The sequence below is a fragment of the Ruegeria sp. B10 genome (assembly GCF_056539825.1).
This window is the reverse complement of sequence record NZ_JBQFVP010000017.1, coordinates 16,803-43,552: the sequence shown is the minus strand read 5'-3', so window position 1 is coordinate 43,552 and position 26,750 is coordinate 16,803. Positions and strand designations below refer to the sequence as shown.

The window sequence follows — 26,750 nt, the reverse complement described above, 5'->3', positions numbered from 1 at the left end:
CAATGGCAGAAGGGGTCAAAACACACCGCGACGGCCACGTTCTGGAAATCACACTAGAGCGGGGCAAAGTAAACGCCATCGACGTTCCCACCAGTCAGGCCTTGGCCGCGGCGTTTAAGGAGCTGCACGAGGACAAGGACTTGCGTTGCGCGATTCTGACCGGGGGCGGAGATCGGATTTTCTCGGCCGGGTGGGATTTGAAGGCCCTGAACGAGGGCGAAATGCAACTCGACAACTGGTGGGAGAGTGATGACTACGGGTTTGGCGGGTTCACGGGTCTGACCGAGAATTGGGCGCTCAACAAGCCGGTTATCGCGGCCATCAACGGTCTTGCAATCGGCGGTGGATTCGAGATGGCCATGGCCTGTGATCTGCTGATTGCGGCGGATCATGTGGAGTTTGGCCTGCCTGAAATGCCTTTGGGCATCGTTCCAGATGCGGGGGCACTACAACGCCTGCCTCGGAGAATACCGCACAATATCGCGATGGAGATGTTTCTATTGGGCCGTCGCATGACCGCCACCGAGGCAGCGCATTACGGGTTGGTCAACAAGGTGGTTCCAAAGGATCAATTGATGACAGCGGCCCGGGAATGGGCGGCCTCGATTGCCTGGTCAGCGCCTCTTGCAATGCAATCCGTCAAGGAAGTGCAGCGCGAGATCGAGTGCGTGCCGCTGGAACAGGCCTTTCACAAGATGCGCACCGATCCGATGCCGATCTACCGCAAGATGCTGAAATCTGATGACGCGGCCGAAGGTGTCGCGGCTTTTGTCGAAAAGCGTGAACCCAAATTCAAGGGTGAGTGATGTATCCTGACCCCTCATCGATCACCCGCATCACCAGCATTGGAGCCGGCCCCATCGGCGGCGGCTGGGCAGCGCATTTTCTTGCGCGTGGTTATGATGTGACCGCCTATTTGCATGACGCGAGCGAAACTGATGCTTTCTACGAGATCCTGCATACTGCCTGGAAAAGCTTGACGGATTTGGGCCTTGCTGCTGGCGCGTCGCTTGACCGTTTGCGTATTGTCACTGATCTGGAGGCTGCGCTGGACGGCGCCGAATTTGTGCAGGAAAGCGCGCCCGAGCGTCTTGAGATCAAGCAGGCACTTTATCAACGACTCGGGCTCATTTTGCCAACAGACGTCGTGATTGGCTCTTCCACGTCCGGCTTGATGATGACCGACATCCAAGCGACTTGCGCGACACCGGAACGCTGTGTGATCGGCCATCCCTTCAATCCACCATATTTGCTACCACTGGTCGAAATCGTGGGCGGCGAACAGACATCACCAGAGGCGGTGGCTTGGGCCGGGGAATTCTACGAAATAGCGGGCAAGGCCCCGTTGATGATGAAAAAAGAGATCCCCGGCTTTGTCGCGACCCGACTGCAAGAGGCGCTTTGGCGAGAGGCCCTGCATATGGTCGCCAATGGAGAGGCAACGCCGGAAGACATCGACATCGCACTCATGAACGGCCCGGCGCCTCGTATGGTCTCGCAGGGTCAGTGTATGGCTTTTCACGTGGCCTGTGGTGCCGGAGGCATGGCCACCAACCTGGATCAGTTCGGCCCGGCGCTTAAACTGCCCTGGACCCGGTTGGAGGCACCTGAGCTGACGAAGGAATTGCGCGATCGCATGGTCGATGGCTGCAACGCTGTCGCCGGCGACCGAGATTTCGAGGACATGGCAGCCCAACGGGATCGCGAAATAGTTGCAGTGCTGAATGCTCTGCGTCAGTCCCGCGGGGGATAACCTTGAGCGGGCACGTTGTTCAGAATGGACAAGAAATCCGAGAGAGAGCCGGGCCAGCTGGGTGCCGGCTCGCTTTTCGGCCATGCCTCACGGTATTCGGATGGGCGCCGGCCGAAGAATTTACCGAATGAATAGGCAAAATGTGACAGTGTATTGAATCCTGATGCGGTGGCAATCTCGCGTACACTGAGGTCGGTCGAAATCAACAGTAGGCGAGCATTCTGCAATCGGCGCAATAAGCCGAATTGCACCACGGTACAGCCCACGTGTTTCTTGAATTGGCGTTCCAGTTGACGCTGAGAAACACCCAGAACATCAGCGATTTGGGGCACTTTGAGCGGCTCTTCTATGTTTTCTTCGATCAGGGTCATCGCTTCTCGGATCAACGGAAGCATGGTTTCCGTGCTCCGGCCCATGGTGCTGCGCTGGGGTGAGGCGGCGTCGCGAATGGGGTGATGCAGCATCTGGTCGGCAATCTCCCCCGAAAAGCCGCTGTCGCTGATGGATTCAATCAGCCTTAGCATCAGATCGACCCCAGCCAACCCGCCCGCGCACGTCATTACCTTGCCGTCAATAGTGAACAGACACTCATGGACATCGACCCGATCAAAGGATTCCCGGAACCCGCTCAACCACGACCAGTGAATAGTCGCAGGTTTGCCGTCCAACAGGCCTGCACGTGCGACGATGTAGCTGCCCAATTCAACGCCGCAAACAGTTTCGCCTGCGCGTGCGCGTCTTCGCAACCAGGTGAGTAAAGCGGTGTTTTCGTAGTGTTCAGTACCCCAACTGCCCAACACAAACACAAAACCTGCCGGAGTGAGGCTCCCGTAGTCGGTGTCAACTGCGGTCGTCATGCCATTGCTGGCAACAATCTCAGGACCGTCGAACGAGACGATGTCCCAGGAAAACATCGGTTCTGGCGCCAGGTAATTTGCGATCCGCATGGTTTCGATCATGGTGATCAGCGTGGTCAGGTTGAAACGCGGGACAACGACAAATACGGCATGCCGTTTGGCCCGAGCCATATGCGTTGTGATGTCGACATGCATTGGTTTTACCAAGAAGCTTTAGGTCAGATTTTTCGCCATTCTAACCTAATCTGTGGCGGATAATCGACATCTTTATCCGTCAATCGCGCGGCAATCTAGGTAAAAAGGGGGGGCTCGGATATGACCTACGAAGTTGTGCTGACCTGCGCAGTTACCGGTGCGGGAGATACGACCGGCAAGAGCCCTCACGTGCCGGTGACCCCGAAAGAAATTGCTGATGCGGCAATCGAAGCCGCCAGGGCAGGGGCCTCTGCCGCGCATGTGCATGCGCGTGATCCTGAAACGGGGCAGGGCTCGCGCGATCCGGCGCTCTTCAAGGAAATCGTGGATCGAATACGCGAAAGCGATACGGATGTGGTCATCAATGTTACGGCAGGTATGGGGGGCGATTGGATTTCAGACCCGTCCAATCCCGCCATGCCCGGTCCGGGCACCGACATGATTGGACCAGAAGAACGGCTCGCCCATATCAAGGAATGCCTGCCTGAAATCTGCTCTCTCGATTGTGGCACGCTGAATTTTTCCGACACGGACATGATCTATATTTCCACGCCACCGACACTGCGTCGGATGGCGGCACTGGTTCAGGAATGGGGTGTGAAGCCCGAGCTTGAGGTCTTTGATCTCGGCCATATCCGATTTGCCAAGGCGATGGTGGAGGAGGGGCTGATTGATGCGCCGCCGATGTTCCAGTTGTGCCTTGGAATTCCATGGGGGGCCGATCAAACGGTGGAAACCATGGCGGCCATGAAGGCGCAACTGCCCGTAGGCGCCAGCTGGGCCAGTTTTGGGATTGGGCGGGGGCAGATGCCGATGGCAGCCGCAGCTGTCGCGCTTGGCGGGAATGTGCGTGTCGGTCTTGAGGACAACATCTACCTTGATCGCGGGGTTCTGGCGACAAACGGCCAGCTTGTCACCCGCGCCCGAGAGATCGTCGAACGGATGGGTGGGCGGATCCTGACACCGCAAGAGGCGCGCAACAAGCTGAACCTGAGGGGGGCGGATGGCTGATCCAACCCAAACCGGTAGCTTGCAAATTCGCAATGTCTCCAAGTTTTTTGGTCAGTTCCGTGCTGTCAACGACATCTGCCTGGATATCCGAAATGGAGAGTTCCTGACGCTGTTGGGCCCGTCGGGATCGGGCAAAACCACCTTGTTAATGATGATCGCCGGGTTTCTCGACATATCGAAAGGAGAGATTGCGCTGGACGGTGCGTCCATCTCGGATGTGCCCGCCGAAAAGCGCAATTTCGGCATGGTGTTTCAAGGATATGCTCTGTTTCCCCATATGACTGTTCGCGACAACGTAGGTTATGCGCTAAGCGTACGTAAACGCCCCGCCGACGAAATTCGGAACCGTGTCGACGAGATGCTGGAGCTGGTTCAGCTTCAGGAGTTTGCAGATCGCAAACCGGGGCAGTTGTCTGGTGGTCAGCAACAACGTGTGGCCCTTGCACGTGCCTTGTGTTTTGCGCCGCCTGTGCTGTTGCTGGACGAACCGCTGGGAGCGCTGGACAAAAAGCTGCGTGTCGAAGTGCAGGAGCAGCTCAAGGACATTCATCGCCGCGTTGGCACCACCTTCATCTATGTCACCCATGATCAGGAAGAGGCACTGTCGATGTCTGACCGCATCGTGATCATGCGCGACGGCGCGATCGAGCAGGTTGGCACGCCAAAAGAGCTGTACGAGCGCCCGATCAATCAGTTCACCGCCAGCTTTCTGGGGAAATCGAACTTCATTCATCAACAGGGGAAGGTCTTTGCCCTTCGCCCGGAAAAAATTGATCTGATGCTTGGCAACGAAAACACCGAGGCCCGGATGAGGGGCGCCATTCGCAGCATCACCTATTTCGGCTCGATGCAGAGGATCATCGTGGACACCGACGAGGGGGCCGAGATTGAGGTTGATATCGACGTCTGGCGCAACGCCTCCGATCTGGCAGAGGGGGTGAGGGTGGATTTGCTTTGGAAGGATACAGCAGCAGTGGAGCTACAAGCGGGCTAGGCACCCCAACACAGAACGCCCAGAAGCGTCATGACCGAAAGCCGAGTCAAATCTCGGATCAAATGGGAGGAAGAAAATGCACGATAAACAATTCAAAAAGGAAATGCTTGCCGAAAGCGCCCAGGCGTTCAAGGCTGGCCGCATGGACCGGCGCACGTTTCTGGCGCTTTGCGGTGCCTCGGGTGTTGCAATGAATGCGGTACTGGCGGGCGACGCCGAAGCGGCGGCAGACCATGTCGTGATGTGGAACTGGGGCGGCCAATCCGAAGAATGCCATGGCTCGGCCATCGGTGAGGCCTTTACCGCCAAAACCGGCAAAGGTTTGAAGTTTGATACCTCTGGTCCGCTGGAAGGCAAGATCAAGGAAATGGTCGACAGTGGCAATGTGACGGCCGATGTGGCGGATGCGGATTTGTTCAACGCCGTGTCACTTGGACCAACCGGGCATCTGGAGCCGATTGACTATTCCGTGGTGTCCAAGGAGAAAACGCTGCCCGGCTATGCGCTGGAATATGGGGTGTCGATCATCCTCTACGGGTATGCCTTTGTGTATGACACTGAAGCCTATGGCGATAATCCACCGCAAAACTGGGCCGATTTCTTTGATACCGAGAAATTCCCCGGGACCCGTGCGCTTTACAAATGGGCAAATGGGTCGCTCGAGGCCGCATTGATGGCCGATGGCGTCGCTGGCAGCGATCTCTACCCGCTTGACATGGAACGCGCTCTGAACAAAATCCAGTCGATCAAAGATGACAGCCTTTACTGGGGCTCTGGATCGGAAGTTCACTCGATGGTGGTCAACAACGAGGTCTCGATGGCGATCATCTGGCAGAACCGGGGTCGCAACATCGAAAACGACACTGACGGTCAATACAAGCTGGTGAACAATCAGGCGATGGCGATGCCGGGGGCGTATATCGTGCCTAAGGGCAACCCCGCTGGTGCCGCAGTCATGGATTTCATCGCCACGGCGCAGGATATACCAGCGCAGCTGGCGCTGTTGGATTGCCTTGGCATGACTCCGTCGAATCCCGAGGCCTTTGGCCAGATTCCCGAGGACCAACAGCCTTATGCGATCACCTCGGCCATGAACATCGACAAGATCGTTTACAACGATCCTGAATGGTGGGGTAAAAACGGCGGCGACGCGGTGAATGCCTTCCTCGAAGCGATCAGCTGATCGCTTTAGCTTATGGTCACCCGATCCTAAGGGTCGGGTTGCCAAACCCTTTCCGAAAGCTCTGGATGCAAGCCTTAAACCGTCATATCCACCCAGGATGGCTGATTATCGCGCCTTTGCTGCTGATGGTGGTCGCGCTCTATCTCGGGCCGATCCTGAATATTCTTTGGCTGAGCGTAACAGACCCCGAGCCTGGGTTTGGCAACTATGCCAAACTGGCGGAAGGTGATGCGTTGATCCGCATTGTCTGGACCACGGTACGAATCTGCATCATCACGACGGTCTTCAGCGTCATTTTCGGCTATTCCATCGCCTATGCGATGGTGCATTGCCACCAGCGTCAGAAGACTTACATGCTGACCCTGCTATTGGTGTCGTTCTGGATCTCCATCCTCGTACGCACCTTCGCCTGGCTCATGTTGCTGGGACGCAAGGGGCTGGTCAATGTCACATTGGAAGACATCGGCCTGGTTGCTGAACCCATCGCCTTCATGCGCAATGAGTTGGGCGTTCTGATTGGAATGGTGCATTACATGATCCCCTATGCGGTGTTGCCATTGCTGGTCTCGATGCAATCCATTGATCAGAGGGTGATGGACGCCTCGCGCAACCTGGGGGCCAGCGGAAGCCAGACCTTCTGGCGGGTCTACCTGCCGATGACCATGCCGGGGCTTGTGGCTTCGACCCTGTTGGTTTTCATCCTCAGCCTCGGGTTTTATGTCACACCGGCCGTATTGGGCGGCGGCAAGGTGCTGATGGTGGCGGAATACATCTCGGTTCAGCTACTGGTGACCTTGAAGTGGGGCACAGCGGCGATGCTGGCGGCCATCATGTTGTTCGGCGTTCTGGCGATGCTTTGGATCATGTCGCGGTTCATGAAGCTGAGCACGGTGTTCGGGGGGGCAGCGCGATGAAGCCGGGCCTGTTCTCATTTTTCAACCGCGTGGGGGCCTGGGTGCTGCTGTTGTTTCTGGTCACACCGGCCTTGATCGCCATCCCTGTTTCACTGACGCCAAAACGCTTTTTGTCCATGCCGCAGGGTGAGTATTCGCTGCGCCATTTCCAAAAGCTGTTCACCAGCGAAGAATGGCTTTCGAGCTTTTTCCAAAGTGGTGTTATTGCCGTGTCCTGTTCTGCGCTTGCGACGCTATTGGGCACGCTTTGCGCGATCGGGCTGTGGCGCGTTTCGTCGCGTTTCAGCGAACTGGTGCGCGCTTTTCTGTTGCTGCCATTGATCATACCGCAGATTATTTCCGCCATGGCGTTTTATCGGTTGTGGATACCTCTGGGTCTCCTGGACAGCTACGCCGGTTTGATCCTTGCGCATACAATACTGGCGGCCCCCATGGTGCTGATCACGGTCAGCGCGTCCTTGGCAACGTTTGATCCTAAGCTTGAACAAGCCTCCAAGAACCTCGGGGCCTCTAACTGGACCACCATGCGCCGGGTGATCCTGCCTTCGATCAGGCCGGGGGTTTTTGCCGGGGCGCTTTTTGCCTTTATCCTCAGCTGGGATGAAATCGTGGTGACCTTGTTCATCTCGAAATACAGCGTCTACACGCTGCCGCGCCGCATGTGGAACGGCATCCGTGAAAACACCGATCCGACAGTGGCTGCCGCTGCCGTGATCCTGATTGCCATCACCCTGATTGCCTTTGCCGTCTCTGCGGTACTGTCGCGGCGAAACGCACGGGCTCAGGCAGAATGAATGAGGCTGCCATGAATCTGGAAACCAGTCACGAAACAGACCTGCTGGTCAAAACGGTTCGCCGATTTGTCGAAACAGAGATGTATCCGCATGAAGAAAAGGTGGATCGCCTAGGCTATGTGCCCGAGGAGATCGGCCGCCAGATTGAGGCGAGGTCGCATGAATTGGGCCTCTTCGCCTGCAACCTGCCCGAAGAGGTCGGTGGCGGAGGGCTGGGATATGGGCCCATGTCCCTGATCGAGCGGGAATACGGCCGTACAAGCCATGCGCTACAAAGCTGGGCGGCCCGCCCGACGGAATTGCTGATGGCCTGCGAAGGAGACCAGCGCGAGCGATATTTGCTTCCTGCCGTGCGCGGTGAAAAGCGTGAGCTCTTTGCCTTGACAGAGCCTGACGCAGGTTCGGATGTCATGGGGATGAAGACAAATGCGATACGCGACGGGGATGACTGGATCCTGAATGGTTCCAAACACTTTATCTCCGGTCCCTGCATGCCGGATTTCGCGATTGTCTTTGCTGCAACTGGTACAGATGAAACACCACGCGGCCCACGCAAACGGGTGACGGCTTTTCTGGTCGATGTGGGCCTTCCGGGGTTCGACTGCCGCGAAGGGACGCATTGCGTCAGCTATCGCGGTTACAAGACTTTTGAGTTGAGTTTCGACAATGTGCGTCTTGGTCCGGACCAGATCCTGGGCGAAGAGGGTCGCGGGCTTGAGCTGTCGGGAAAGTGGCTCGGCATGGGGCGTATCTGGGTCGGCGCGACCTGCTGCGGTAAGGCCGAACGCATCCTTGACCTAGCGACCGAGTGGGCCGCAACGCGCAAGCAATTCGGTAAACCGATCGGTACGTTTCAGGCCACCGGCTTCCGTTTGGCGGACGGTGCGATGACGTTGCGTGCGGCCGATTTGATGGTGCAAGACGCCGTTGCACGTGCCGAAGCGGGTGTCATGGGTGATGCAGATGCGGCAATGGTCAAGGTTTACTGCTCAGAGATGCTCAACAAAATCGCCGATGATGCCGTTCAGATTTTTGGTGGCATGGGATTGATGGAGGAAATGCCGATCCAACGGTTCTGGCGCGATAGCCGATTGGAGCGGATTTGGGACGGCACCAGCGAAATCCAACGCCACATCATCACCAGGTCCATCCTGAGGCCACTTGGCGCATGACGCCGGCGCGGCGCGAAAACCTTGAGCGTCTCTTAAAGCCGCGCCACATCGCGTTTATTGGTGGACGTGATGCGACCATTGCCGTGCGCGAAGCCCGCCGGCGTGGATTTCAAGGGCAAATGTGGGCCGTTAATCCCAAACGCGCCGATCTGGATGGCGTGGGCTGTGTTCCCAGCATCTCGGACCTGCCGGAGCCACCTGATGCCGTCTATCTCGCTATCCCTGCGGTCGGGGTGACTGATGCCCTGAGAGAATTGGAACAGATGGGTGCAGGTGGTGTCGTTTGTTTTTCCGCGGGCTTCAAGGAAACTGGCGACATACAATCGGAACGAGATCTGATCGAAGTCGCCGGAGATATGGCTCTGATCGGCCCAAACTGCTATGGCATGATCAACTATATCGACAATGCCGCTCTTTGGTCATTTGAACATGGCGGCTGGTCGCCGGGATACGGTGCGGCGATCATTACCCAGTCCGGTATGTTCTCATCCGACATCACCATGAGCGCGCGTTCATTGCCAATGGCCTACATGGTTTCTGCAGGCAATCAGGCGGTCTTGGGGATTGAGGAATTCCTGGATGCCTTTTCTGAAGACCCGGCTGTGCGCGCCATTGGATTGCACATCGAAGGGTTGCGTGACATTGCTGCTTTTGAACGCGCCGCGCTGAAAGCCCTGGATCGGGGGGTTCCGGTTGTCGCACTGAAGACCGGCAATTCCGCCATTGGGGCGACTCTGACGGTCAGTCACACCGGCTCTCTGTCCGGTTCGAGCGAGCTTTATCAGGCACTGTTTGATCGCACCGGGGTGATCGACGTCACCAGCCCGTCGCAGTTTCTAGAAACGCTGAAGTACCTCTGCGTAGCAGGCGCGCCGCAAGGCAGGCGTGTCGCTGGCTTTACCTGTTCTGGGGGCGGGGCGACGATGCTCGCAGATCACTCGGAAAGGATTGGTGTGTGCTTTCCCAAAGTGGGCTCTGCAGGGCAGGAAAGCCTGACCAGTTTGCTGCCTGAGATCGCGACGGTTTCCAACCCGCTGGACTATACGACCCCGATCTGGGGACAGGGCGATAAGACTTACCCGGTTTTTGCCACGGCGCTATCGGCCCTCAACGCGGATCTGGCTGTTCTGGTGCAGGACTACCCGGCAGAAGGGTTGGACGCGTCCAAGATCTACTACCAGAACGATGCTGCAGCTTTTGCGCAGGCCGCTCAGGAACACTCCGTCCCGGCAGCGATCTGCGCGACCCTACCTGAAAATCTTGATCGTGGGACCCGCAGACATCTCATTGAACTGGGGGTTGCGCCTATGCAGGGTATTCACGAGACGTTGAATGCCATGCGTGATGCTATTTGGTGGTCCGAAGCAAGGGCGCGGACAAGGATTGACCGGCCTGCTGCCTTGCGACCCGGTGCAACTATCCCGAACCCAGTAGTATTGACCGAAGACAAAGGTAAATCCTGGCTCAGGCAAAGGGCTGTTGCTGTGCCAAACGGACATGTCTGCAACGCGGCCGAGGCAGCTGGCGTTGCGCAGGATATCGGCTATCCGGTCGCGCTGAAAATGATGTCACCAAGCTTGCCTCACAAGACCGAAGCGGGCGCGGTCGCTTTGGGGATCAAGGATGCGGAGGGGCTGTCCTCGGCGATCAAGGCAATGATGGCAACGGTTGCGGCTTATGACCGCGCGGCGGTGACGGATCGCTTCCTGATCGAAGCCATGTCGCCCAAGCCGCTTGCAGAGCTGATCGTCACGCTGCGTGCTGATCCGCAATTTGGTCCCAGCTTGGTGATTGGTAGCGGCGGTGTTTTGACCGAGTTGGTCCGAGATGCGCGCACTGTATTGTTGCCTGCCTCAAAAGACGAGATCGAGCGCGCATTGTGTTCGCTCCGTGTAGCTCGACTGTTGGAAGGGTACCGGGGCAGTCAAAAAGCGGATATTCCGCGAATTTCGGATGCGCTGCACCGGTTTTGTGCGGCGTTCCTAGAGGCGCGCAGCCGGGTCGCAGAGGTCGAGATCAACCCGATGTTTGTCTACCCAGATCACATCGTCGCCGTTGATGCCCTGATCCAGGTGCCTCGGTCATGAGCAGGAATAGGATCATACCCAATCCCGATCTGGCTGTTGGAGACGACAACAAGCAACGGTGGAACCAGCCGGAATTTCGCCGGCATGGGTTCCACAACGCATATCGGCTGTTCCGCCGATGTCTCATGGTGCGTTCCAGTGAGGTTTTGCAGCTGGAAGCCGCCGAGCAGAATCTGTGCGCCCGAGTGCCTGAACTGGCACAAATGCTTGCCCATCCGGCGTTCTCTGCGTTCTGCTGTTTAAAGAACGACAAGATCATTCTGGAAAAAGCCGCAAATGACTTTTCGACCTCAGCGCCGCATTCCATCCAGTCGGTGACAAAGCTACACATCCACTTAATCATAGGTCGTCTGCTTGCACAGGGGCTGTTGTCATTGGACGCGCGAGTCCGCGACTATCTGCCGGGTATCGGCAGCGGGTATGCCGAGGCCAGCATTCAATCTTTGCTCGACATGAACGTCGATAACGACTTCACCGAGGATTATGCTGACCCCGCTGCCGACTGCTATACTGAAGAGGTCGCCCTGGGTTGGCGCTTGCCCGGCGAGGGTGAAAAGGAAATCACGCTTGCGGAATTTGCGGCCTCGATCACTGGTTTCAGGATAAACTCGGGGGTGCGACAAGCCGACTATAAATCCGCGAACACGGATGTCCTGACCCTGATAGCGGCCGAGGTTTCGCCCATTCCACTAGCTGAACAAATCGAAGAAATTGTTGATGCGGCAGGATACGAGGGCGCCTTTCACATCAGCCTCAGCAAGGACGGGCACCCAGCGTTTTCTGGTGGCGGTTGCCTTAGCGTGCGCGACCTCGCGCGGTTCGGGTTGCTACTGGCGCGGGAAGGCCGCGACCTGCACGGTCGACCTATGGCCAACATCGGTTTCCTGCAAGAAACTCTGATCCGCCGCGCGCCAGCGATGACATCACCCAAGAATTGGCTCAAGTACTCAAACCAGACCATGACCGACGGTCGATTAATCGGTCATGCTGGCTATGGAGGGCAGTTCCTCATGGTGGATATGGTCACCGGCACCAGCTGTGCATTCTTAAGTGTGCTGGAGAATGACTCGGGTTACGATGACACCTATATGGGAGAGCTGGCCACAACGCTTCGAGACGTCTGCCTTTCTGTCATTTGACGGGTTTGCAGTTGCCGAGCTAAGTGTCAGCGGGGAAGGCACGGATTGGCCGCTTTGCAGTCCTTGACCTGGGCCGAGTCTTTTAGAGTGATCCGACCCACTCTTCGATCATCCAGTTTCGATCACCTAAACTGAACTTCTTCTCAGCGCGGCATTTACGTCTGTCGTGATATCCTGCCGAAGTTGTCAACAAGGCATGTCGCGGGTGTAACTCAACCCGCCCGAAGTTGCTTATCGCGGAGCAATTGTTCGAAACAACAGCGCAGGTTTGTGACCCGACCGTCCCGACATATTGCACTGCACGCGGAGGCAAAATGTTTTTTGGTTGGCCAAAGGGTAAATAGAACTTCGATGTTTACCTTCTGGTTCTGGGTTAAGAAGTTTTGAACAAACGGAGATTATAACGCATGGATATTGAAGGACTATCTGCGATCGTGACCGGGGCAGGATCAGGACTGGGGCTTGCTACTGCACAGGCGCTCAGCAAAGCCGGAGCACGAGTTACCTTGCTGGACCTCGATGAAGTTCGGGTAAAAAACGCGGCAGCGGAAATCGGCGCGCTTGGCATAGGTTGTGATGTTATAAACAGTTCTGCGGTCGAGGCCGCTTTGGATCTGGCCGAAGACCGGAGCGGACCAATTCGCATAGTTGTCAACTGTGCGGGCATCCCCGGCGGTATGCGACTTGTCGGACGGGACGGTCCAGTTGATATGGAAGCTTTCGCGAAGGTGATCAACGTCAACCTGATGGGAACCGTCAGCGTCATGACGAAATGCGCAGCCCGGATGATGCAGCAGGAGCCGCTCAATCAAGATGGCGAGCGCGGGATTATCATCAACACAGGCTCGATTACTTCAATCGAGGGTCAAATTGGGCAGGGGGCTTATGTGGCTTCAAAGGGCGCGATTGCCAGTCTGACATTGCAGGCCGCCCGTGAATTCATGCCCCGCGGAGTGCGGGTCATGACAATTGCGCCCGGATTATTTCGCACTCCGATCGCTGATCATATTCCGCAGGAGGTAATCGACGGGATGCTAGATGGCCGGATGTTTCCAAACAGGTTTGGCGAGCCCGCGGAATTTGGGCGCCTTGCCGTTAACATCATCCAAAACCCTATGCTGAACGGCGAGACCATTCGTCTTGACGCAGGCGTGCGGCTTCAAGCCGGATAGGTCTCTCGAATGCGCTTGTTCTCGAGGTCGTTTTCTGACGTCTCGATCAGCCACTCGCGAAAATTTTGGGCATCAGGATGGTCGCGATCCGCTTCCGGTGCGATCAAGTAGAAAGCCTCCTGCAGGGGCGCTTCGAGCTCGAAGGGTTCAACAAGTCGTCCGCGCTCGATCTCGACGCCGCACATTGAGGACCGTGCTAAAGCTACACCGCCACCACGAGAGGCAAACTCGAAAGCAAGCAGCGAGGTGTCGAACTGTAACCCCTGGCCCGAGTTGACACCGCTTGCCTTTGCATAACGCAACCAGTCAGCCCAACCCTCCTCGTAACCGAGCACGTGTAGCAGGCGATGGTGGACAAGATCATCTGGTTTGCGGATCGCTTTGGAACCCTCAAGCAAAATTGGAGAGCAAACCGGTTTGATCACCTCCCAAGTTAACCGGTCGGCTTTGTATCCTGGCCACTTCCCTGTGCCGTATTGGATATCGAGATCAAACCGCTCATTGTCGAACTGATCTCCCCATACACTTGAGACCAGACGCACTTCAGTGTCCGGGTGGCGGTCAAAGAATCCCTGAAGTCGCGGCGCGATCCAGTTAACTGAATACCCGACCGGCGCCCGCACGGTCAGGACTTCGGAGCGCCGCAGGCCAAACACTTCCTCGGTTCCCGCGGCCAGGCGTTCAAAGCCGTCTCTGACCTTCGGTAGATAGGCGGCGCCCACTTTGGTCAGGACCAGACTTCTGGGTTTGCGCTCAAAGAGCGGCTCGCGCAAGTAATGCTCCAGCAATTTCACTTGTTTGCTGATCGCTGCTTGTGTCAGGTTCAGTTCCTGCGCCGCATGGGTAAAGCTCAGATGCCTGGCCGACGCTTCGAATGCGCGCAGCCAGGTCAGGTGGGGAAGTCGCCGTGTACTCATGGCCAACTCAAGCATAATTTCAGTTAGGTTATAGATAGATTATCTATCGCTTGAACGCCAAGAGAATCTCGGTGCAGATTGACGTTGAGACTATATGGAGCTGACGACTTGCAACCAGAAGATACCTTGGGATTAGACCCGATTAAGCTGTCGCGCATCACCAATTGGATGAACGCCCATGTGCATGACGGACGCCTTTCTGGTCTGGCTGTGCAAATATCTCGCCGGGGAAAGATATGTTTTTCGGAGCGTGCGGGATTTGCCGATGCAAAGTCGAAGCGGCCTGTATTACCTGATACTATTTGGCGCATCTATTCGATGACCAAACCTGTGACCTCACTCGCCCTGCTTATGCTCTACGAAGAAGGGGCGTTTCAACTGGATCAGCCTGTTTGCGACTTTCTCCCAGATTTCGCAAACCCGCAGGTCTGGAAGGGTCCTGGTCACGCTCTGAACGAGACCGAGCCAGCTGACCGGGGTATTACAATCCATGATCTTCTCACACACCAGGCGGGGATCGTCTATGGTGATCCGCAGGGAAACGAGCTGGAGCGTGCCCTTTCGGATAGCGGTCTCGACTTTGACAGAGGTCTTACGACGATGGCGGAAGCTGTTGAAGTGCTAGCGAGTTTTCCCTTGGCCTTTCAGCCGGGTGACCGTTGGTTTTATGGCCTTTCGACGGATGTTCTCGGCCATTTGATCGAGGTTATCAGTGGTCAGCCTCTCGGCGAATTTCTTAAGACACAGATCTTTGATCCGCTCGGAATGGTGGACACAGGCTTCGCCGTATCGGCCGATAAGTCTGGCCGCTTGGCCACGCTCTATGACCGCGCGCCAGGCGGCTTTGTTGCTTCTGATGATCAGAAAGGTTTCATTGCGCCGGTTACCTTGGAAAGCGGGGGCGGTGGGTTGCTCTCCACAATGGACGACTACCAGCGTTTTGCAACGATGCTTCTTCGGCGCGGCAGATGTGACGGAGGCAGGTTACTAGGGCGCAAGGCTTTTGATCTAATGGTATGCAATCACATGGGCGGCGATTTGGCGAGCCGGGGACAGGCTCATTTCAGCGAAACTACCTTTGAGGGGGTTGGCTTCGGACTCGGTGTGTCGGTGATGTTAGACCCGGCGCGGGCCAAAATCATCGGCTCACCCGGTGAATTTGCCTGGGGCGGTATGGCCTCGACCGCCTTTTGGGTGGACCCGATCGAGGAGATGACTGTGATACTTATGACGCAGCTAATTCCTTCGAGCGCCTATACCCTGCGCCGTGAGCTTAGAGTTCTGAGTTACCAGGCGCTGGTGGACTGAGGCGACGTCAGTCTAGGGGCAGGTTCGTCTGGGTCAAATGGCAAGCGATGCTCAATCCACCGGGTAGGTCATGCAAAGGTGGAGTCCGAGTATCACATGTTCCCGCAATGATATGGGTGCAGCGGTTGGCGAAGGGGCAGCCCCGCGCACCGATTTCGACGCTGCCAGCGCTAGCCGCCTTTGCCTCGCTTGTATCTGCCACGCCTTCCAGCCAGCCTTGGCGCATCTCGGGCACCGAAGATAGCAACAGCTTTGTGTAGGGGTGAAAAGGCGGGCGAAAAACCGCTTTTGATGGTCCCTTTTCGACGACACGTCCGGCATACAGTACAACCACCTCATCGGCGAAAGAAGCTACAGTGGAAAGATCGTGACTGATGAACATGTAGGCGACGCCCAGTTTGTCCTTCAGCGATTTCAGGAGTTCGATCACACCTGCGGCCACCACGGTGTCCAGCGCCGAAGTCACCTCGTCACAAAGGATCACCTTGGGCTCGGCGGCAAGCGCGCGAGCGAGATTAATGCGTTGCTTTTGCCCACCAGACAGCTCTCCGGGATAGCGGGAGGCGAAATCGCGAGGAAGATCGACCAGTTCCAAAAGGTCGCCGACCTTCTGGGCGCGTGCGCGCCCCTTGAGGTTCAGATAGAATTCCAGAGGACGGCCCAGGATATCGCTGATCCGTTGCCGAGGATTAAGCGCCGTGTCAGCCATTTGAAAGACGATCTGGCAATCCTTGAGCGTTTCAATCGACCGATCCTTCACTGCTGGAGCGGCGGTATTGCCATCGAGTTGGACTTCTCCGCCCTTTAACGGTGTGAGGCCCGCAACAACTCGGGCAAGTGTGCTTTTTCCACAACCACTTTCGCCAATTACGCCCACGACCGAAGCGGCAGGTACATCGACGGATACATCAGAGAGAATGGTCAGAGCTCCATAACCCGCAGTCACGTTCCGTGCCGAAATCACCGGCCTCTGAGCCAGATCTGTCTCCACGTGATCCACCAAGTGTGGAGCAGGACGGACAGCCTCCATCAGTGTGCGAGTGTACTCGTGCTGTGGGTGGTGCAAGATCTGATCCGTTGTGCCTTCCTCGACCATCTCGCCGTTTTTTAGCACTAGAATTCGGTCAGCCACCTGCGAGACTACGGCGAGATCATGTGTGACATAAATCGCGGCGGTACCCTGATCGCGGATAATGTCCTTAAAGGCTTTCAGCACCTCGATCTGGGTCGTTACGTCAAGCGCAGTGGTGGGTTCGTCGAGTATCAGAAGGTCGGGTCCACAGGACATGGCCATTGCAGCCATCAAGCGCTGCAACTGACCACCCGAAACCTGATGTGGAAACTTGTCGCCGACGGTTTCCGCGGCGGGCAAGTCAAGTTTGCGGTAAAGCTCTATTGCATTCGCGGTCAGAGTTTCGGCATCTCCGGTGCCATGCCAAAGAGGTGCCTCGATAACTTGCTTGCCGATCCTAAGCGCAGGGTTGAAGCTAGCTGCTGCCGATTGTGCCACGTAAGACACTTCGTCCCCGCGCAAGCTGTGGCGGTCGCGTGGGGGCAATTTCATAATGTCCCGTCCGTTCAGCCAGACTTCACCCCCTGAGATGCGACAGCCGGGGCGGGCAAAACCCATTGATGCCAGAGAGATCGTAGATTTGCCCGAGCCGCTTTCGCCAATGAGTGCCAACACTTCGCCCTTGGCGACGCTCATGGACACGCCCTTGACAATTGGCACATAGTTACCGCCTGGGGGGCGTCCCTCGACGCGCAGGTCCTTGATGGTCAGAATGTCGGTCATTGGTCGATCTTCTCCAGAACAGTTTCGCCTTGCTGGCGCTGTTGGAACCAGTCAACAAGCAGGTTCATGGAAACGGTCAAGGAGGCAATGCATGCAGCTGGTATAAGCGCTGCGGACGAACCGAGGAACAGCCCCCCCACGTTTTCCTGCACCATGAGCCCCCAGTCGGCCGCAGGTTCTTGCACTCCTAGGCCAAGAAACGACAGGCCCGAAAGGAACAGGATCGAAAAGGTGAATCGAAGGCCAAACTCGGCAATCAAGGGGGCCATGGAATTGGGTAAGATCTCACGTGTCAGAATCCACCAGGTGCCTTCGCCCCGCGCACGGGCAGCCTCGACAAAATCCATAACGCCGATGTCATAACCAAGTGCTCGAGAGACACGGAATACGCTGGTCGAGAGGACCAACCCAACAGTCAGAACAAGCACTGTGATAGAAGTACCGAAGGCGCCTATGACAACCAAAGCCAATAGGGTGGAGGGGAAAGCCATGAATGCCTCGACAACGCGGCTTACTACGATATCGAACCAGCCTCTCAGAATCGCGGCGGCAAAACCGAGTGCGACGCCGAATAAAAAAGAGATCATGGTGGTGACAAGTGCCAGCAACAGCGTTGTACGTACTCCATAGATCAGGCGGGACAATACATCTCGTCCCAGCTTGTCAGTACCCAGCAAACCGCCTTCGCCTATTGGTGCAAAGGTCTGGCCTGAGATGATTTCGGCTTCACCATGGGGTGCGATCCATGGCCCAAAAACCGCAAGGATGAGCCAGAACAGCAGCACCGCGCCGGCAATACCTGCAGTCCAGGTCAGGCGCAGGCCCGCAAAGACGGAGGCCCGGGGAGTGGGGATATCGGTTGCTTCGCTCATTTTGGGTACCTTAAGCGCGGGTTCGCCATGATGGACAGGACGTCGGCCAGTAGATTCAGAAGGATATAGACAGTGCCAAAAATCATTGCACAGGCCTGGATGAGTGGAATGTCCCTCAGAGTGACACCGTCGACCAGAAGCCGCGTTAAGCCGGGTACGCCAAACACGGTTTCAACGATAATGACACCGGACACCATGTAACTCAGATTAAGTGCAATAACCGTGAAGATCGGCGACAGCGCGTTAGGCAGCGCGTGGCGCAAAACCAGCCTACGCTTGGGCAAGCCCTTGAGTGCTGCCATCTCCAAGTATGGGGAGGTGAAGATGTTGATGACGGAAGAACGTGTCATCCGCATCATGTGCGCCAGAACGGCAAAACTGAGGGTGGCTACGGGGAGAGCCAAGGCCCGGAAATTCTGCCAGAAATCAAAGTAGGGCCGCGTGTTGGCCGACGCGGAGAGCCACTTTAGTTCGACTGCAAAAACTTTCATCAGAATGAGACCAATGAAGAATTCAGGCACTGCAATCAACGCAAGTGTGGTCATGGCAAGAGTTTTGTCGATCCGGCCACCGGCGCGCATCGCAGACCAAAGGCCAAGAGCCAAAGACATCGGAACCGAGATTGCCGCTGCCAAAAGCGCAAGCCGCAGAGTGTTCCACATACGGCTTTCTATCATGTCAGCCACAGGTCGCTTGGTGGCCAATGATGTCCCCAGATCCCCTTGAATCATACCGCCCAGCCAATCGAGATAACGCACTACTGCAGGGCGGTTGAGTCCCATCTCTTCGCGAAGCGCGGCAAGCGATTCTTCGGTGCGGCTTTGTCCTAGAATGGCTTCAGCAACGTCGCCCGGAAGGATTTCCGTCGCGCCGAAGATAATGATGGAAGCAAGGAGCAAGGTTAGTAAACCCTGAGCCAGGCGGGTCAGAATAATTCGGTACACCTTGGTCCTCCCTTCAAGGCTTCCGGCATATTCGGCGCAAGCTTGAAGCGAGACAAACAACCATAGCGACCAGTTTGGGGTCGTTTTGGTTATAGCAAAGGCATGTGTATTCTTTTGTTTGGGCAAAGACCGAGATTTTGTTGTTTGTTCCGCAGGGCTGGAGAACGCAAAGACTGGGGCGATCGGAGATGCCCATGACTGCCTATTCCTACCCATTGTTGATCAAGCAAATCCTCGCCACGCCGCTGGCAAACACGCCAGATCAGGAGATTGTACACGCCGATACGAAGCGGTATGACTATCGCACTTTTGCCAGGCGCGTCGGCCAGGCTGCAGGGGCGTTGCGCTCACTTGGCGTGGGTGAGGGTAGCGTTGTGGCCGTTCTGGATTGGGACAGCCATCGGTATCTCGAGTGTTTCTTTGCTATTCCGATGATCGGGGCCACGCTGCATACCGTGAACATCCGATTGTCGCCGGATCAGATCCTCTACACGATCAACCATGCAGAGGACGACGTAATCCTGTGCCACGTCGACTTTTTGCCACTTCTACTCGAGATCTCTGAGCGGATCGAGCGGCCTTGGCGGTTGGTAATCCTCAGCGACGATGGGGTGTTCCCCGAGGTGGAGTCCTCGGAAGGCGAGTACGAGGCCCTGCTGCAGCAGTGCGAACCGGAGCAAGAATTCCCGGATTTTGACGAGAATATCCGAGCGACGCTTTTCTACACGACCGGTACCACAGGTGATCCCAAGGGGGTCAGCTACTCCCAGCGCCAACTGGTTTTGCACACAATGGCGGTCGCGGCCGGGTTAGGCCCGGTACCAGGCGGCGGGCTGAACCGGAGCGATGTCTACATGCCGATAACCCCGCTGTTTCATGTGCATGGTTGGGGCATACCCTATGTCGCCACATTGATGGGCCTTAAACAAGTCTATCCAGGTCGTTACGATCCCGCCCGCCTTTTGGGGCTAATCGAAAAGCACGGTGTTACGTTCTCGCATTGTGTACCGACGATACTTGCGATGCTTCTGAATGCACCTGAAGTCGCGCAAACAGATCTCAGCAACTGGAAGGTCATCATAGGCGGTTCTGCTCTGTCCGAAGGTCTGGCAAGGCAGGCATTAGAGCACGGAGTTGACGTGCACGCTGCCTATGGCATGTCAGAGACCTGTCCGTTCCTGACAGTGGCGGACATGATGGCCACGCGGGACCCGCAAACACCGCTGAGTGCTCGGATTGCAACAGGAAAACCCGCGCCATTTGTGCAAATCCGTGTGGTTGATGGGGATATGAACGATGCCCCTCGCGATGGAAGGACGACGGGAGAAATTGTGGCGCGCGCGCCCTGGCTAACTCAAGGTTATCTGAAAAACGAGGCCGGGACGGGGGCACTTTGGCAAGGCGGCTGGCTGCATACTGGAGATGTCGGGTTCATCGACGAAACGGGCACGTTGCGGATCACCGACCGGGTTAAAGATGTGATCAAGACCGGAGGCGAATGGGTGTCTTCGCTTGAATTGGAAAACCTCGCGAGCACCGTTGAAGGTGTGAGTGAAGCGGCCGCCATTGGCGTTCCAGACACGAAATGGGGGGAACGCCCTATGCTGATTGTTACCTGCTGTGATGAAACCGAAAAAACCTACGACCGTCTTCGTATGGCGTTCGATGTGGCGGTTGACCAAGGGGCGATTTCGAAATGGGCGATCCCAGACCGGATTGAATTTACCGACAGCTTGCCAAGAACGTCGGTTGGCAAACTGGACAAGAAGGCCCTTAGGGCCCGGTTCATCTAATAGGAAGGTTCGTGATATGAAAGATGTCGTTGTCGTATCAACCGCTCGAACACCCATAGGGTTGGCTTTCAAGGGTGCCTTCAATAACTCGAAGTCGCCGACACTCGCTGGACACGCCATACGAGCCGCCGTCAGTCGGGCCGGTATCGATCCAGCAGAGGTAGAAGATGTGGTGCTGGGATCGGTCCTGACCGCTGGGACTGCCGGCCTGAACATCGCCCGCCTGGCAGCGCTTGCAGGTGGTCTCCCGGCAACGGCTGCAGCCCAGACTCTCGATCGTCAATGTGCCTCGGGCCTGATGGCCATTGCCACAGCGGCAAAACAGATTTCGGTCGACGGAATGGGCATTGTCGTGGCGGGAGGACAAGAAAACATTTCCGCGGTGCAGGCCAGGTATTTCGACTGGGTTATGGACGAAAAAGACCCAGCGGTAGTCCAAGCATCAGAGCACGCGTATATGCCGATGCTTGTAACCGCCGAAAATGTAGCGCGTCTGCACGGGGTAACTCGTGAGGCACAGGATGAATTCGCGGCACTGTCGCAAACGCGCACGGCCGCCGCCCAGGCTGCAGGAGCATTCGACGATGAAATCGTACCTGTAACAGCGACCAAGCTGGTCAAAAACCGTGAATCTGGCGAAATTACCGAAGAAACCGTTACGGTTCGGCAGGACGAAGGCAACCGGCCGGGAACGACAATCGAAACGCTTGCGGGGCTGAAGCCGGTTGTTGAAGCCGGTGTCGTGACCGCAGGAAACGCGAGCCAATTGTCCGACGGGGCATCGGCCTGTGTGCTGATGTCGGCCCGTATGGCCGAACGGCGCGGCTTCGCTCCACTAGGCGTATACCGGGGCCTTGCTGTGGCAGGTTGCGCTCCAGAGGAGATGGGCATGGGACCAGTTTATGCTGTTCCGAAGCTACTGGAGCGTGCCGGATTGAAAGTGGATGACGTTGGTCTTTGGGAATTGAACGAGGCTTTCGCAGCCCAGGCCATTCCCTGCCGGGACCAGCTGGGTATTGACCCCGAAAGGCTAAACGTGAATGGCGGCGCGATTTCCGTCGGTCACCCCTATGGAATGACTGGCTCCCGGTTGGTTGGCCACGCGTTGATTGAGGCGAAGCGGCGCGGGGTTCGGTATGTGGTCGTCACCATGTGCGTCGGCGGTGGTATGGGCGCGGCTGGGCTTTTCGAAGTCTGCTGACATTTCCATAACCTCAGTTATGGCAAAGTCATGGAATCGGTTGTTTGTGTACAGGGTGCCGTCCGCTCAAACTTCGATGAACAGCGGGTGCAACCCGCATCGGTCATCTGGGAGGAAAAAATGTCCGATATCGATAGCTTGGTACGCCAATATAAGGCGGGATCGCTCAGTCGTCGCGGTTTTTTCAAACGCGCAGGCGCTTTTGGTTTATTGGTGCCCACAGCAAGCAGCATTCTTGCACAGGCTGGTCCCGCATACGCTCAGTCGCCAACACGCGGTGGCTGGCTGCGGATCGCGCAGGGCAACACCGATGATACCCTAGAGCCCGTCAGGATGACGGACACTTCGGATGCAGTCTACGGCAATTGCGTCTACCAGCGATTGACTCGTTTGTTACCCTCGCTTGAGGTCGAAGGCGACGCTGCAGAGGAATGGAGTGTCAACGATGCAGCGACCGAATGGACATTCAAGTTGCGCGATGGCCTAGTTTTCCACAACGGTCAGAACGTCACCTCAGCCGATGTAGTCGAAAGCCTGTCGCGCCACATCGCCGAGGGTTCGGAATCGCCTGCCAAGGCTCTGCTTTCGACAGTCACTGCAATCGATGCACCCGATGCTATGACCGTAAAGATCACCTTGTCCTCCGGCAATGCAGACCTGCCGGTGATCATGTCAGACTACCATCTGTCCATCCATCCAGCCGGGCACAGCGATTTCACGAATGCAATTGGCTCCGGCCCGTTCAAGGTGATGGAATTCATTCCCGGCGAGCGAGTGGTTTTCGAACGTTTCGAAAACTACTATGAGGACGGTAAGCCTTACCTAGATGGCTTGGATTTCATCCCTGTTCCGGACGCAAACGCAATGTTGAGCGCGTTGTTAGCGGGGGATGTAGACTCCGTATACGACGTTCCGGCCTTCGCTGTTGATCAGCTCAACTCCAACGACGCTGTGACGCTTCACAATACACCGACTGGTTCGTTTACCAACATGGTGATGATGGTGGACCGCGCTCCGACAAATGACGCGAATTTCCGTAAAGGTGTCAAACACTCGTTGGACCGTGAACTTGTTTTGAACCAGGTGTTCAAGGGAATAGGTACTATTTCAGCAGACACACCGATTGGCCCGACCTACAAGTACTGGTGCCCGGACGTAAAGCCTGCCGAATACGATCCCGACAAGGCAAAGTTCTACTTCGACAAGGCAGGGGTTTCGGGCTTCGACCTCCATACGTCCGAGACTGCTGGGAATTCGGCAAACGACATTGCCTTGACTTTCCAGCAATCTGCAAAGGGAGCGGTAGATGTAAATGTGATAAAAACCCCATCGGACGGGTACTGGACCCACACCTGGATGCAGAAACCAATGACCATGTCGGGTTGGAACGCTCGACCTACTGTCGATGCCTTCCTGACCATCGCTCACATGAAAGGTGGCAGTTGGAACGAAACCATGTGGGGTTCTGACGAATTCGATTCCATGATCCTGGCGGCCCGCGCCGAATTGGATGAGGCAAAACGCGCGCAGATGTATTGCGACATGTTGCATATGATGAACGACGATGGCGGCTTTGTGAACGCCGTGTTCCAGAACCAACTTGAGGCAACAGCACAAAACGTCATGGGGTACACACCCCATCCGGTTGGAACTCTTGGTGGGTTTGGTCAGACTCTACGCAATATCTGGCTTACCTAAGGCTGCTTTCTCCCCGTCAGTGGCACCAGTCAACTGACCTTTGGTCGCCGGTTCCACCCGGACCGGCGGCCTTCTCTTGTCTCCCTTAAATCGCGATCAAGCCATGTTCTCTATTTCTCCGTCCACGCGTCTGCGCACATCACCCTTCTATGAGGCCACCTTGGCCGATGGTGTGTGTGCCATGACAACTTACAATCACATGTTGATGCCGACCTCCTATGGCAGCCCAGAGGAGGAGTACTGGCGCATCATCAACGATGTCTCGATGTGGGATGTTGCGGTAGAGCGGCAAGTGCAGCTAAAGGGCCCAGATGCCGGGCGTCTGGCGCAAATCCTTGCGCCGCGAGACCTTTCAAAATGCAAGATGGGCCAAGGCAAGTATGTTCCACTTTGCAACCACCATGGCGTGCTTATCAACGATCCAATCCTGCTGAAGCTGGACCAAGACCGCTACTGGCTGTCTATCGCGGACAGCAATATCTGGTTCTGGGCCGAAGCCGTCGCACGAGAGCGCGGATTGGATGTGGAAGTCAGTGAGCCTGATGTCTCACCTCTGGCCGTGCAGGGTCCCAAGGCGGAAACTGTGGTTGCCTCGATCTTTGGTGATTGGGTGCGAGACCTGAAATACTTCTGGTTCCGGGAAACCGAAATTGACGGTATTCCGGTCGCCGTCGCCCGGTCGGGCTGGTCCAAACAAGGTGGGTTCGAGATTTACCTGATGGATAGTGCCAAAGGCACTGCACTCTGGAACATCGTCAAAGAGGCAGGCCAGCCACACGGTATTGGTCCAGGGAACCCCAACTGGAGTGAGCGAGTCGAGAGCGGTCTCGTTTCCTATGGAGGCGACACCGATGGACAGACCAATCCCTACGAAGTCCGCATGGGCAAATATGTGGACTTGCATGTGCCTGACGACACGATTGGGATCGATGCGTTGCGCCGTATTGCGGATGAGGGGCCGAAACGGCATCAGTTGGGGGTTGTACTGGACGCTGGCAGTCCTGCAAATCCAGAATTCACTTGGAACGACATAGAGAAAGGGGGGGTAAAAATTGGTGATTTGACGACGTGCGCCTGGTCTTTCCGGATGAAAAAGAATATCGGCTTTGCTTTGGTCTCGGTCGATGCCGAACCCGGCGACAGGGTCACGGTAAAACGTGGCGCTGGACCGGTTGGCGGAACGCTTTGCGAGTTGCCTTTTCTCTGAGAGCACGACGGACCTGGTCACCAAAACGAAAGGGCAAATTCCGATTATTCAATGAACCGATGTGCTTTTCGTCGGGTCGCCCAACCCTTGTTGTCCCACACACTCATGTGGCCGAAGAACTCATCCAGATCTGCTCCATCGCCATTGGTGCAGATCACCACGTCTAGGTAGAATTTTTCGACCACTAGCAAGTTCAATGGCGCGGAGCGAGAAGCCGACGGGTCGCTAACGGCGCTGACTGACCAGTTTTTAGCCCAGAGACAAAACCAACACCCAGACCGTACGTTTTTGCGTCTTTCAGGATCGGGAAACCACCAACCATCTCATGACCAAAGCTCACCAATCGCGCAGATCCAGCTCTGAGTGGACCACTCTCCTCCATGACCCTGATGGCATCCAGACTGAAATCCTTGGCTAGGTCTTAGTTTTGAACCGCAGGAATGCACTCGAGATTCAGCACTGTTCGGCTATTAAAAGGTAGCCGACTTATGAGAACTGCCGGCCGATCGCTCGGCCAATGTATGCGTGGGGTCAGGACAATAGGCGCAGCAGAATGTGCGCATCGTGGTTTTGACCACTATAGAAGACAGCGAGTACGCGTACGATCAGTTTGTCATCGTCGACTTCAAAATAAATGATCGCTTTGATCTTGGTTACGTTCCGAATGTTATTGCCGAGATGTGGTCTTAGGGTGCCTTGATGTGGAACGTTCGCCAGGCTTTCGAGGCTCTCCTGAATCTCTATGACGCGCTTCTCAGCGCGCAGAAAAGCGGTTTCCAGATCTTCGCCAAAGTGCTCAGCGGTTTCAACAAGATAGTCAAATATGAGATCGAGATCTGAGGTGACTTCTTCGGCGCGAACGACTTTATAGACCACGCGCAGCCCGCTTGCGTGCGATCATGTCTTTGGTACGCTCCTTGCCCTCTTCGAGAGTAGTGAAGGTTCCGTTTCGACGCTGATCCAGCAGCTCTCGCAGTGCGTCAGTGTTTTGCGATTGCTCACGCATCAGTTCAAGCCCATGCTGAAGCACGGCGGACAGGCTGGCGTAATGACCTTGGGCGACAAGATTCCGCGCGTAGGCGTCTTGTGACTCAGTCAGCGATATTGATGCTTTAACGCTCATATCAAGCCTCATGTATACTACTGAGTAGTATAAGCTGCTGCAAACAACAGTCAATATTGGGCGCGAACGAACGTGTTTTATTGCCATTACTATCCAGAAACAAACTTCCCTGCATATCCCTCTATATCGTATTGGCACGCCAACGCCGTTCAAAGGAATCTGATCCCCGCGCATTGATATCGGTTGAGCCCAAGTTCTTCGGTTCGAGGATGAGCTTTTGTCCAGCACCCTATCGGGGCAATGCTATCTGACCCAGTCTCGCTTACGTTTTGGGTGCGGGCACCCCGCTAGAGCCGTTTGAAAGATATTCCGTTGAAGGTGAACAACAAACGATTGTCCTAACCGTAGAAGTCGAGCCGCGTCTTGACAACGAAGTCGTCTTCCTGCGCAAGGGTAACAGCTTTTCTTACCCTTCGATGATCGCACACCGGCTTCACAATTAAATAAACAAAGAGGCCTCGATGGTCTGGGGATACTGCCGGTACGTATCATCTGGTAAGGCCAAGCGCATGTTCGCCATCTGGGGTACGGATAACTATGGTTATGAAGTCATTCTAAAACGCAGAAGTGAAATTATGTGAAACATGCGCCTTCGGTCTTTTCAAAGATGAAGCAATGCGT

At 56.1% G+C, this 26,750-nt stretch carries 24 protein-coding genes; 16 read left to right on the top strand and 8 right to left on the bottom strand.

The window, feature by feature from the left end; genetic code table 11:
• Positions 1–2 precede the first annotated feature (2 nt).
• Both ACR0J4_RS20395 and ACR0J4_RS20390 read left to right on the top strand, forming a co-directional pair.
• Positions 3–806, top strand: a complete 804-nt coding sequence (locus tag ACR0J4_RS20395) for a carnitinyl-CoA dehydratase (RefSeq protein ID WP_170568168.1) — start codon at positions 3–5, stop codon at positions 804–806.
• Positions 806–1,753: a 3-hydroxyacyl-CoA dehydrogenase NAD-binding domain-containing protein gene (locus tag ACR0J4_RS20390; RefSeq protein WP_170568167.1), complete on the top strand. Its 948-nt coding sequence runs from the start codon at positions 806–808 to the stop codon at positions 1,751–1,753. The genes ACR0J4_RS20395 and ACR0J4_RS20390 overlap by 1 nt, the downstream gene beginning before the upstream one ends.
• Here the strand turns inward: ACR0J4_RS20390 and ACR0J4_RS20385 are convergent.
• Positions 1,735–2,805 (bottom strand): GlxA family transcriptional regulator, encoded by a 1,071-nt coding sequence (locus ACR0J4_RS20385; protein WP_170667836.1) that lies wholly within the window; start codon positions 2,803–2,805, stop codon positions 1,735–1,737. The two genes, ACR0J4_RS20390 and ACR0J4_RS20385, sit on opposite strands and share 19 nt — an antisense overlap.
• 120 nt (positions 2,806–2,925) lie before the next feature.
• Here ACR0J4_RS20385 and ACR0J4_RS20380 point away from each other — a divergent pair, with 120 nt between their 5' ends.
• The 9 genes from ACR0J4_RS20380 (at position 2,926) to ACR0J4_RS20340 (ending at position 13,271) form a co-directional block, all read left to right on the top strand.
• Positions 2,926–3,816, top strand: a complete 891-nt coding sequence (locus ACR0J4_RS20380) for a beta-keto acid cleavage family enzyme (RefSeq protein WP_170667835.1) — start codon at positions 2,926–2,928, stop codon at positions 3,814–3,816.
• Complete coding sequence (locus ACR0J4_RS20375; protein WP_170667834.1) at positions 3,809–4,810, top strand: ABC transporter ATP-binding protein; 1,002 nt, start codon at positions 3,809–3,811, stop codon at positions 4,808–4,810. The genes ACR0J4_RS20380 and ACR0J4_RS20375 overlap by 8 nt, the downstream gene beginning before the upstream one ends.
• A 76-nt stretch (positions 4,811–4,886) precedes the next feature.
• Positions 4,887–5,993, top strand: coding sequence for an extracellular solute-binding protein (locus tag ACR0J4_RS20370; RefSeq protein WP_170667833.1), 1,107 nt, complete (start codon positions 4,887–4,889; stop codon positions 5,991–5,993).
• A 65-nt stretch (positions 5,994–6,058) separates the two neighbouring features.
• Positions 6,059–6,907, top strand: coding sequence for an ABC transporter permease (locus ACR0J4_RS20365; RefSeq protein WP_170667832.1), 849 nt, complete (start codon positions 6,059–6,061; stop codon positions 6,905–6,907).
• Positions 6,904–7,701, top strand: a complete 798-nt coding sequence (locus tag ACR0J4_RS20360) for an ABC transporter permease (RefSeq protein WP_170568163.1) — start codon at positions 6,904–6,906, stop codon at positions 7,699–7,701. Before ACR0J4_RS20365 ends, ACR0J4_RS20360 begins: the two co-directional genes overlap by 4 nt.
• A gap of 11 nt (positions 7,702–7,712) precedes the next feature.
• On the top strand, positions 7,713–8,873 hold the full coding sequence (locus ACR0J4_RS20355; RefSeq protein ID WP_170667831.1) for an acyl-CoA dehydrogenase family protein: 1,161 nt from the start codon (positions 7,713–7,715) through the stop codon (positions 8,871–8,873).
• A complete protein-coding gene (locus ACR0J4_RS20350; protein ID WP_170667830.1) occupies positions 8,870–10,960 on the top strand; it encodes an acetate--CoA ligase family protein in 2,091 nt (696 codons plus the stop codon). The genes ACR0J4_RS20355 and ACR0J4_RS20350 overlap by 4 nt, the downstream gene beginning before the upstream one ends.
• Before the next feature lie 125 nt (positions 10,961–11,085).
• Positions 11,086–12,099, top strand: a complete 1,014-nt coding sequence (locus ACR0J4_RS20345; RefSeq protein WP_480668805.1) for a serine hydrolase domain-containing protein — start codon at positions 11,086–11,088, stop codon at positions 12,097–12,099.
• Positions 12,100–12,506: 407 nt separating this feature from the next.
• Positions 12,507–13,271, top strand: coding sequence for an SDR family NAD(P)-dependent oxidoreductase (locus ACR0J4_RS20340; protein ID WP_170667828.1), 765 nt, complete (start codon positions 12,507–12,509; stop codon positions 13,269–13,271).
• On the opposite strand, the gene gcvA is transcribed toward ACR0J4_RS20340, so the two are convergent.
• Positions 13,259–14,188: a transcriptional regulator GcvA gene (gene gcvA, locus ACR0J4_RS20335; protein WP_170667827.1), complete on the bottom strand. Its 930-nt coding sequence runs from the start codon at positions 14,186–14,188 to the stop codon at positions 13,259–13,261. The two genes, ACR0J4_RS20340 and gcvA, sit on opposite strands and share 13 nt — an antisense overlap.
• 108 nt (positions 14,189–14,296) lie before the next feature.
• Between gcvA and ACR0J4_RS20330 the strand changes: the two genes are divergently transcribed.
• Positions 14,297–15,496, top strand: coding sequence for a serine hydrolase domain-containing protein (locus tag ACR0J4_RS20330; protein ID WP_245223334.1), 1,200 nt, complete (start codon positions 14,297–14,299; stop codon positions 15,494–15,496).
• Positions 15,497–15,503: 7 nt separating this feature from the next.
• Here the strand turns inward: ACR0J4_RS20330 and ACR0J4_RS20325 are convergent, their stop codons facing one another.
• The 3 genes from ACR0J4_RS20325 to ACR0J4_RS20315 are packed head-to-tail and all read right to left on the bottom strand — an operon-like array spanning position 15,504 to position 19,233.
• Positions 15,504–17,291, bottom strand: a complete 1,788-nt coding sequence (locus ACR0J4_RS20325) for an ABC transporter ATP-binding protein (RefSeq protein ID WP_170667826.1) — start codon at positions 17,289–17,291, stop codon at positions 15,504–15,506.
• Positions 17,288–18,163 (bottom strand): ABC transporter permease, encoded by an 876-nt coding sequence (locus ACR0J4_RS20320; protein WP_480668804.1) that lies wholly within the window; start codon positions 18,161–18,163, stop codon positions 17,288–17,290. The genes ACR0J4_RS20325 and ACR0J4_RS20320 overlap by 4 nt, the downstream gene beginning before the upstream one ends.
• Entirely contained in the window at positions 18,160–19,233 is a 1,074-nt protein-coding gene (locus tag ACR0J4_RS20315; protein WP_480513629.1) for an ABC transporter permease, read from the bottom strand. Before ACR0J4_RS20315 ends, ACR0J4_RS20320 begins: the two co-directional genes overlap by 4 nt.
• Before the next feature lie 68 nt (positions 19,234–19,301).
• On the opposite strand from ACR0J4_RS20315, the gene ACR0J4_RS20310 reads away from it, so the two are divergent.
• The 4 genes from ACR0J4_RS20310 to ACR0J4_RS20295 all read left to right on the top strand — a co-directional run bounded on the left by ACR0J4_RS20310 (position 19,302) and on the right by ACR0J4_RS20295 (position 25,006).
• On the top strand, positions 19,302–20,900 hold the full coding sequence (locus ACR0J4_RS20310; protein ID WP_245223335.1) for a fatty acid--CoA ligase: 1,599 nt from the start codon (positions 19,302–19,304) through the stop codon (positions 20,898–20,900).
• 16 nt (positions 20,901–20,916) lie between these two features.
• Positions 20,917–22,101, top strand: a complete 1,185-nt coding sequence (locus ACR0J4_RS20305; protein WP_170667825.1) for an acetyl-CoA C-acyltransferase — start codon at positions 20,917–20,919, stop codon at positions 22,099–22,101.
• Positions 22,102–22,221: 120 nt separating this feature from the next.
• Positions 22,222–23,799: an ABC transporter substrate-binding protein gene (locus ACR0J4_RS20300; RefSeq protein ID WP_170667824.1), complete on the top strand. Its 1,578-nt coding sequence runs from the start codon at positions 22,222–22,224 to the stop codon at positions 23,797–23,799.
• 103 nt (positions 23,800–23,902) lie between these two features.
• Positions 23,903–25,006, top strand: coding sequence for a glycine cleavage T C-terminal barrel domain-containing protein (locus ACR0J4_RS20295; protein WP_170418349.1), 1,104 nt, complete (start codon positions 23,903–23,905; stop codon positions 25,004–25,006).
• A gap of 44 nt (positions 25,007–25,050) precedes the next feature.
• Here the strand turns inward: ACR0J4_RS20295 and ACR0J4_RS20290 are convergent, their stop codons facing one another.
• The 3 genes from ACR0J4_RS20290 to ACR0J4_RS20280 form a co-directional block, all read right to left on the bottom strand.
• On the bottom strand, positions 25,051–25,191 hold the full coding sequence (locus ACR0J4_RS20290) for a hypothetical protein (RefSeq protein WP_170667823.1): 141 nt from the start codon (positions 25,189–25,191) through the stop codon (positions 25,051–25,053).
• 346 nt (positions 25,192–25,537) lie between these two features.
• Complete coding sequence (locus ACR0J4_RS20285; RefSeq protein ID WP_170418355.1) at positions 25,538–25,882, bottom strand: type II toxin-antitoxin system RelE/ParE family toxin; 345 nt, start codon at positions 25,880–25,882, stop codon at positions 25,538–25,540.
• Complete coding sequence (locus ACR0J4_RS20280; protein WP_170418358.1) at positions 25,872–26,129, bottom strand: ribbon-helix-helix domain-containing protein; 258 nt, start codon at positions 26,127–26,129, stop codon at positions 25,872–25,874. The genes ACR0J4_RS20285 and ACR0J4_RS20280 overlap by 11 nt, the downstream gene beginning before the upstream one ends.
• Positions 26,130–26,750 lie beyond the last annotated feature (621 nt).

What these genes read in the sequence shown, in the direction of transcription:
- ACR0J4_RS20395 (WP_170568168.1), top strand. Translation starts at nt 3, where the DNA reads ATGGCAGAAGGGGTCAAAACACACCGCGACGGCCACGTTCTGGAAATC.
- ACR0J4_RS20340 (WP_170667828.1), top strand. Translation starts at nt 12,507, where the DNA reads ATGGATATTGAAGGACTATCTGCGATCGTGACCGGGGCAGGATCAGGA.
- ACR0J4_RS20355 (WP_170667831.1), top strand. Translation starts at nt 7,713, where the DNA reads ATGAATCTGGAAACCAGTCACGAAACAGACCTGCTGGTCAAAACGGTT.
- ACR0J4_RS20345 (WP_480668805.1), top strand. Translation starts at nt 11,086, where the DNA reads ATGGTGCGTTCCAGTGAGGTTTTGCAGCTGGAAGCCGCCGAGCAGAAT.
- ACR0J4_RS20325 (WP_170667826.1), bottom strand. Translation starts at nt 17,291, where the DNA reads ATGACCGACATTCTGACCATCAAGGACCTGCGCGTCGAGGGACGCCCC.
- ACR0J4_RS20280 (WP_170418358.1), bottom strand. Translation starts at nt 26,129, where the DNA reads ATGAGCGTTAAAGCATCAATATCGCTGACTGAGTCACAAGACGCCTAC.
- ACR0J4_RS20350 (WP_170667830.1), top strand. Translation starts at nt 8,870, where the DNA reads ATGACGCCGGCGCGGCGCGAAAACCTTGAGCGTCTCTTAAAGCCGCGC.
- ACR0J4_RS20295 (WP_170418349.1), top strand. Translation starts at nt 23,903, where the DNA reads ATGTTCTCTATTTCTCCGTCCACGCGTCTGCGCACATCACCCTTCTAT.
- ACR0J4_RS20390 (WP_170568167.1), top strand. Translation starts at nt 806, where the DNA reads ATGTATCCTGACCCCTCATCGATCACCCGCATCACCAGCATTGGAGCC.
- ACR0J4_RS20320 (WP_480668804.1), bottom strand. Translation starts at nt 18,163, where the DNA reads ATGAGCGAAGCAACCGATATCCCCACTCCCCGGGCCTCCGTCTTTGCG.
- ACR0J4_RS20310 (WP_245223335.1), top strand. Translation starts at nt 19,302, where the DNA reads ATGACTGCCTATTCCTACCCATTGTTGATCAAGCAAATCCTCGCCACG.
- gcvA (WP_170667827.1), bottom strand. Translation starts at nt 14,188, where the DNA reads ATGAGTACACGGCGACTTCCCCACCTGACCTGGCTGCGCGCATTCGAA.
- ACR0J4_RS20380 (WP_170667835.1), top strand. Translation starts at nt 2,926, where the DNA reads ATGACCTACGAAGTTGTGCTGACCTGCGCAGTTACCGGTGCGGGAGAT.
- ACR0J4_RS20365 (WP_170667832.1), top strand. Translation starts at nt 6,059, where the DNA reads ATGCAAGCCTTAAACCGTCATATCCACCCAGGATGGCTGATTATCGCG.
- ACR0J4_RS20375 (WP_170667834.1), top strand. Translation starts at nt 3,809, where the DNA reads ATGGCTGATCCAACCCAAACCGGTAGCTTGCAAATTCGCAATGTCTCC.
- ACR0J4_RS20385 (WP_170667836.1), bottom strand. Translation starts at nt 2,805, where the DNA reads ATGCATGTCGACATCACAACGCATATGGCTCGGGCCAAACGGCATGCC.
- ACR0J4_RS20370 (WP_170667833.1), top strand. Translation starts at nt 4,887, where the DNA reads ATGCACGATAAACAATTCAAAAAGGAAATGCTTGCCGAAAGCGCCCAG.
- ACR0J4_RS20305 (WP_170667825.1), top strand. Translation starts at nt 20,917, where the DNA reads ATGAAAGATGTCGTTGTCGTATCAACCGCTCGAACACCCATAGGGTTG.
- ACR0J4_RS20360 (WP_170568163.1), top strand. Translation starts at nt 6,904, where the DNA reads ATGAAGCCGGGCCTGTTCTCATTTTTCAACCGCGTGGGGGCCTGGGTG.
- ACR0J4_RS20300 (WP_170667824.1), top strand. Translation starts at nt 22,222, where the DNA reads ATGTCCGATATCGATAGCTTGGTACGCCAATATAAGGCGGGATCGCTC.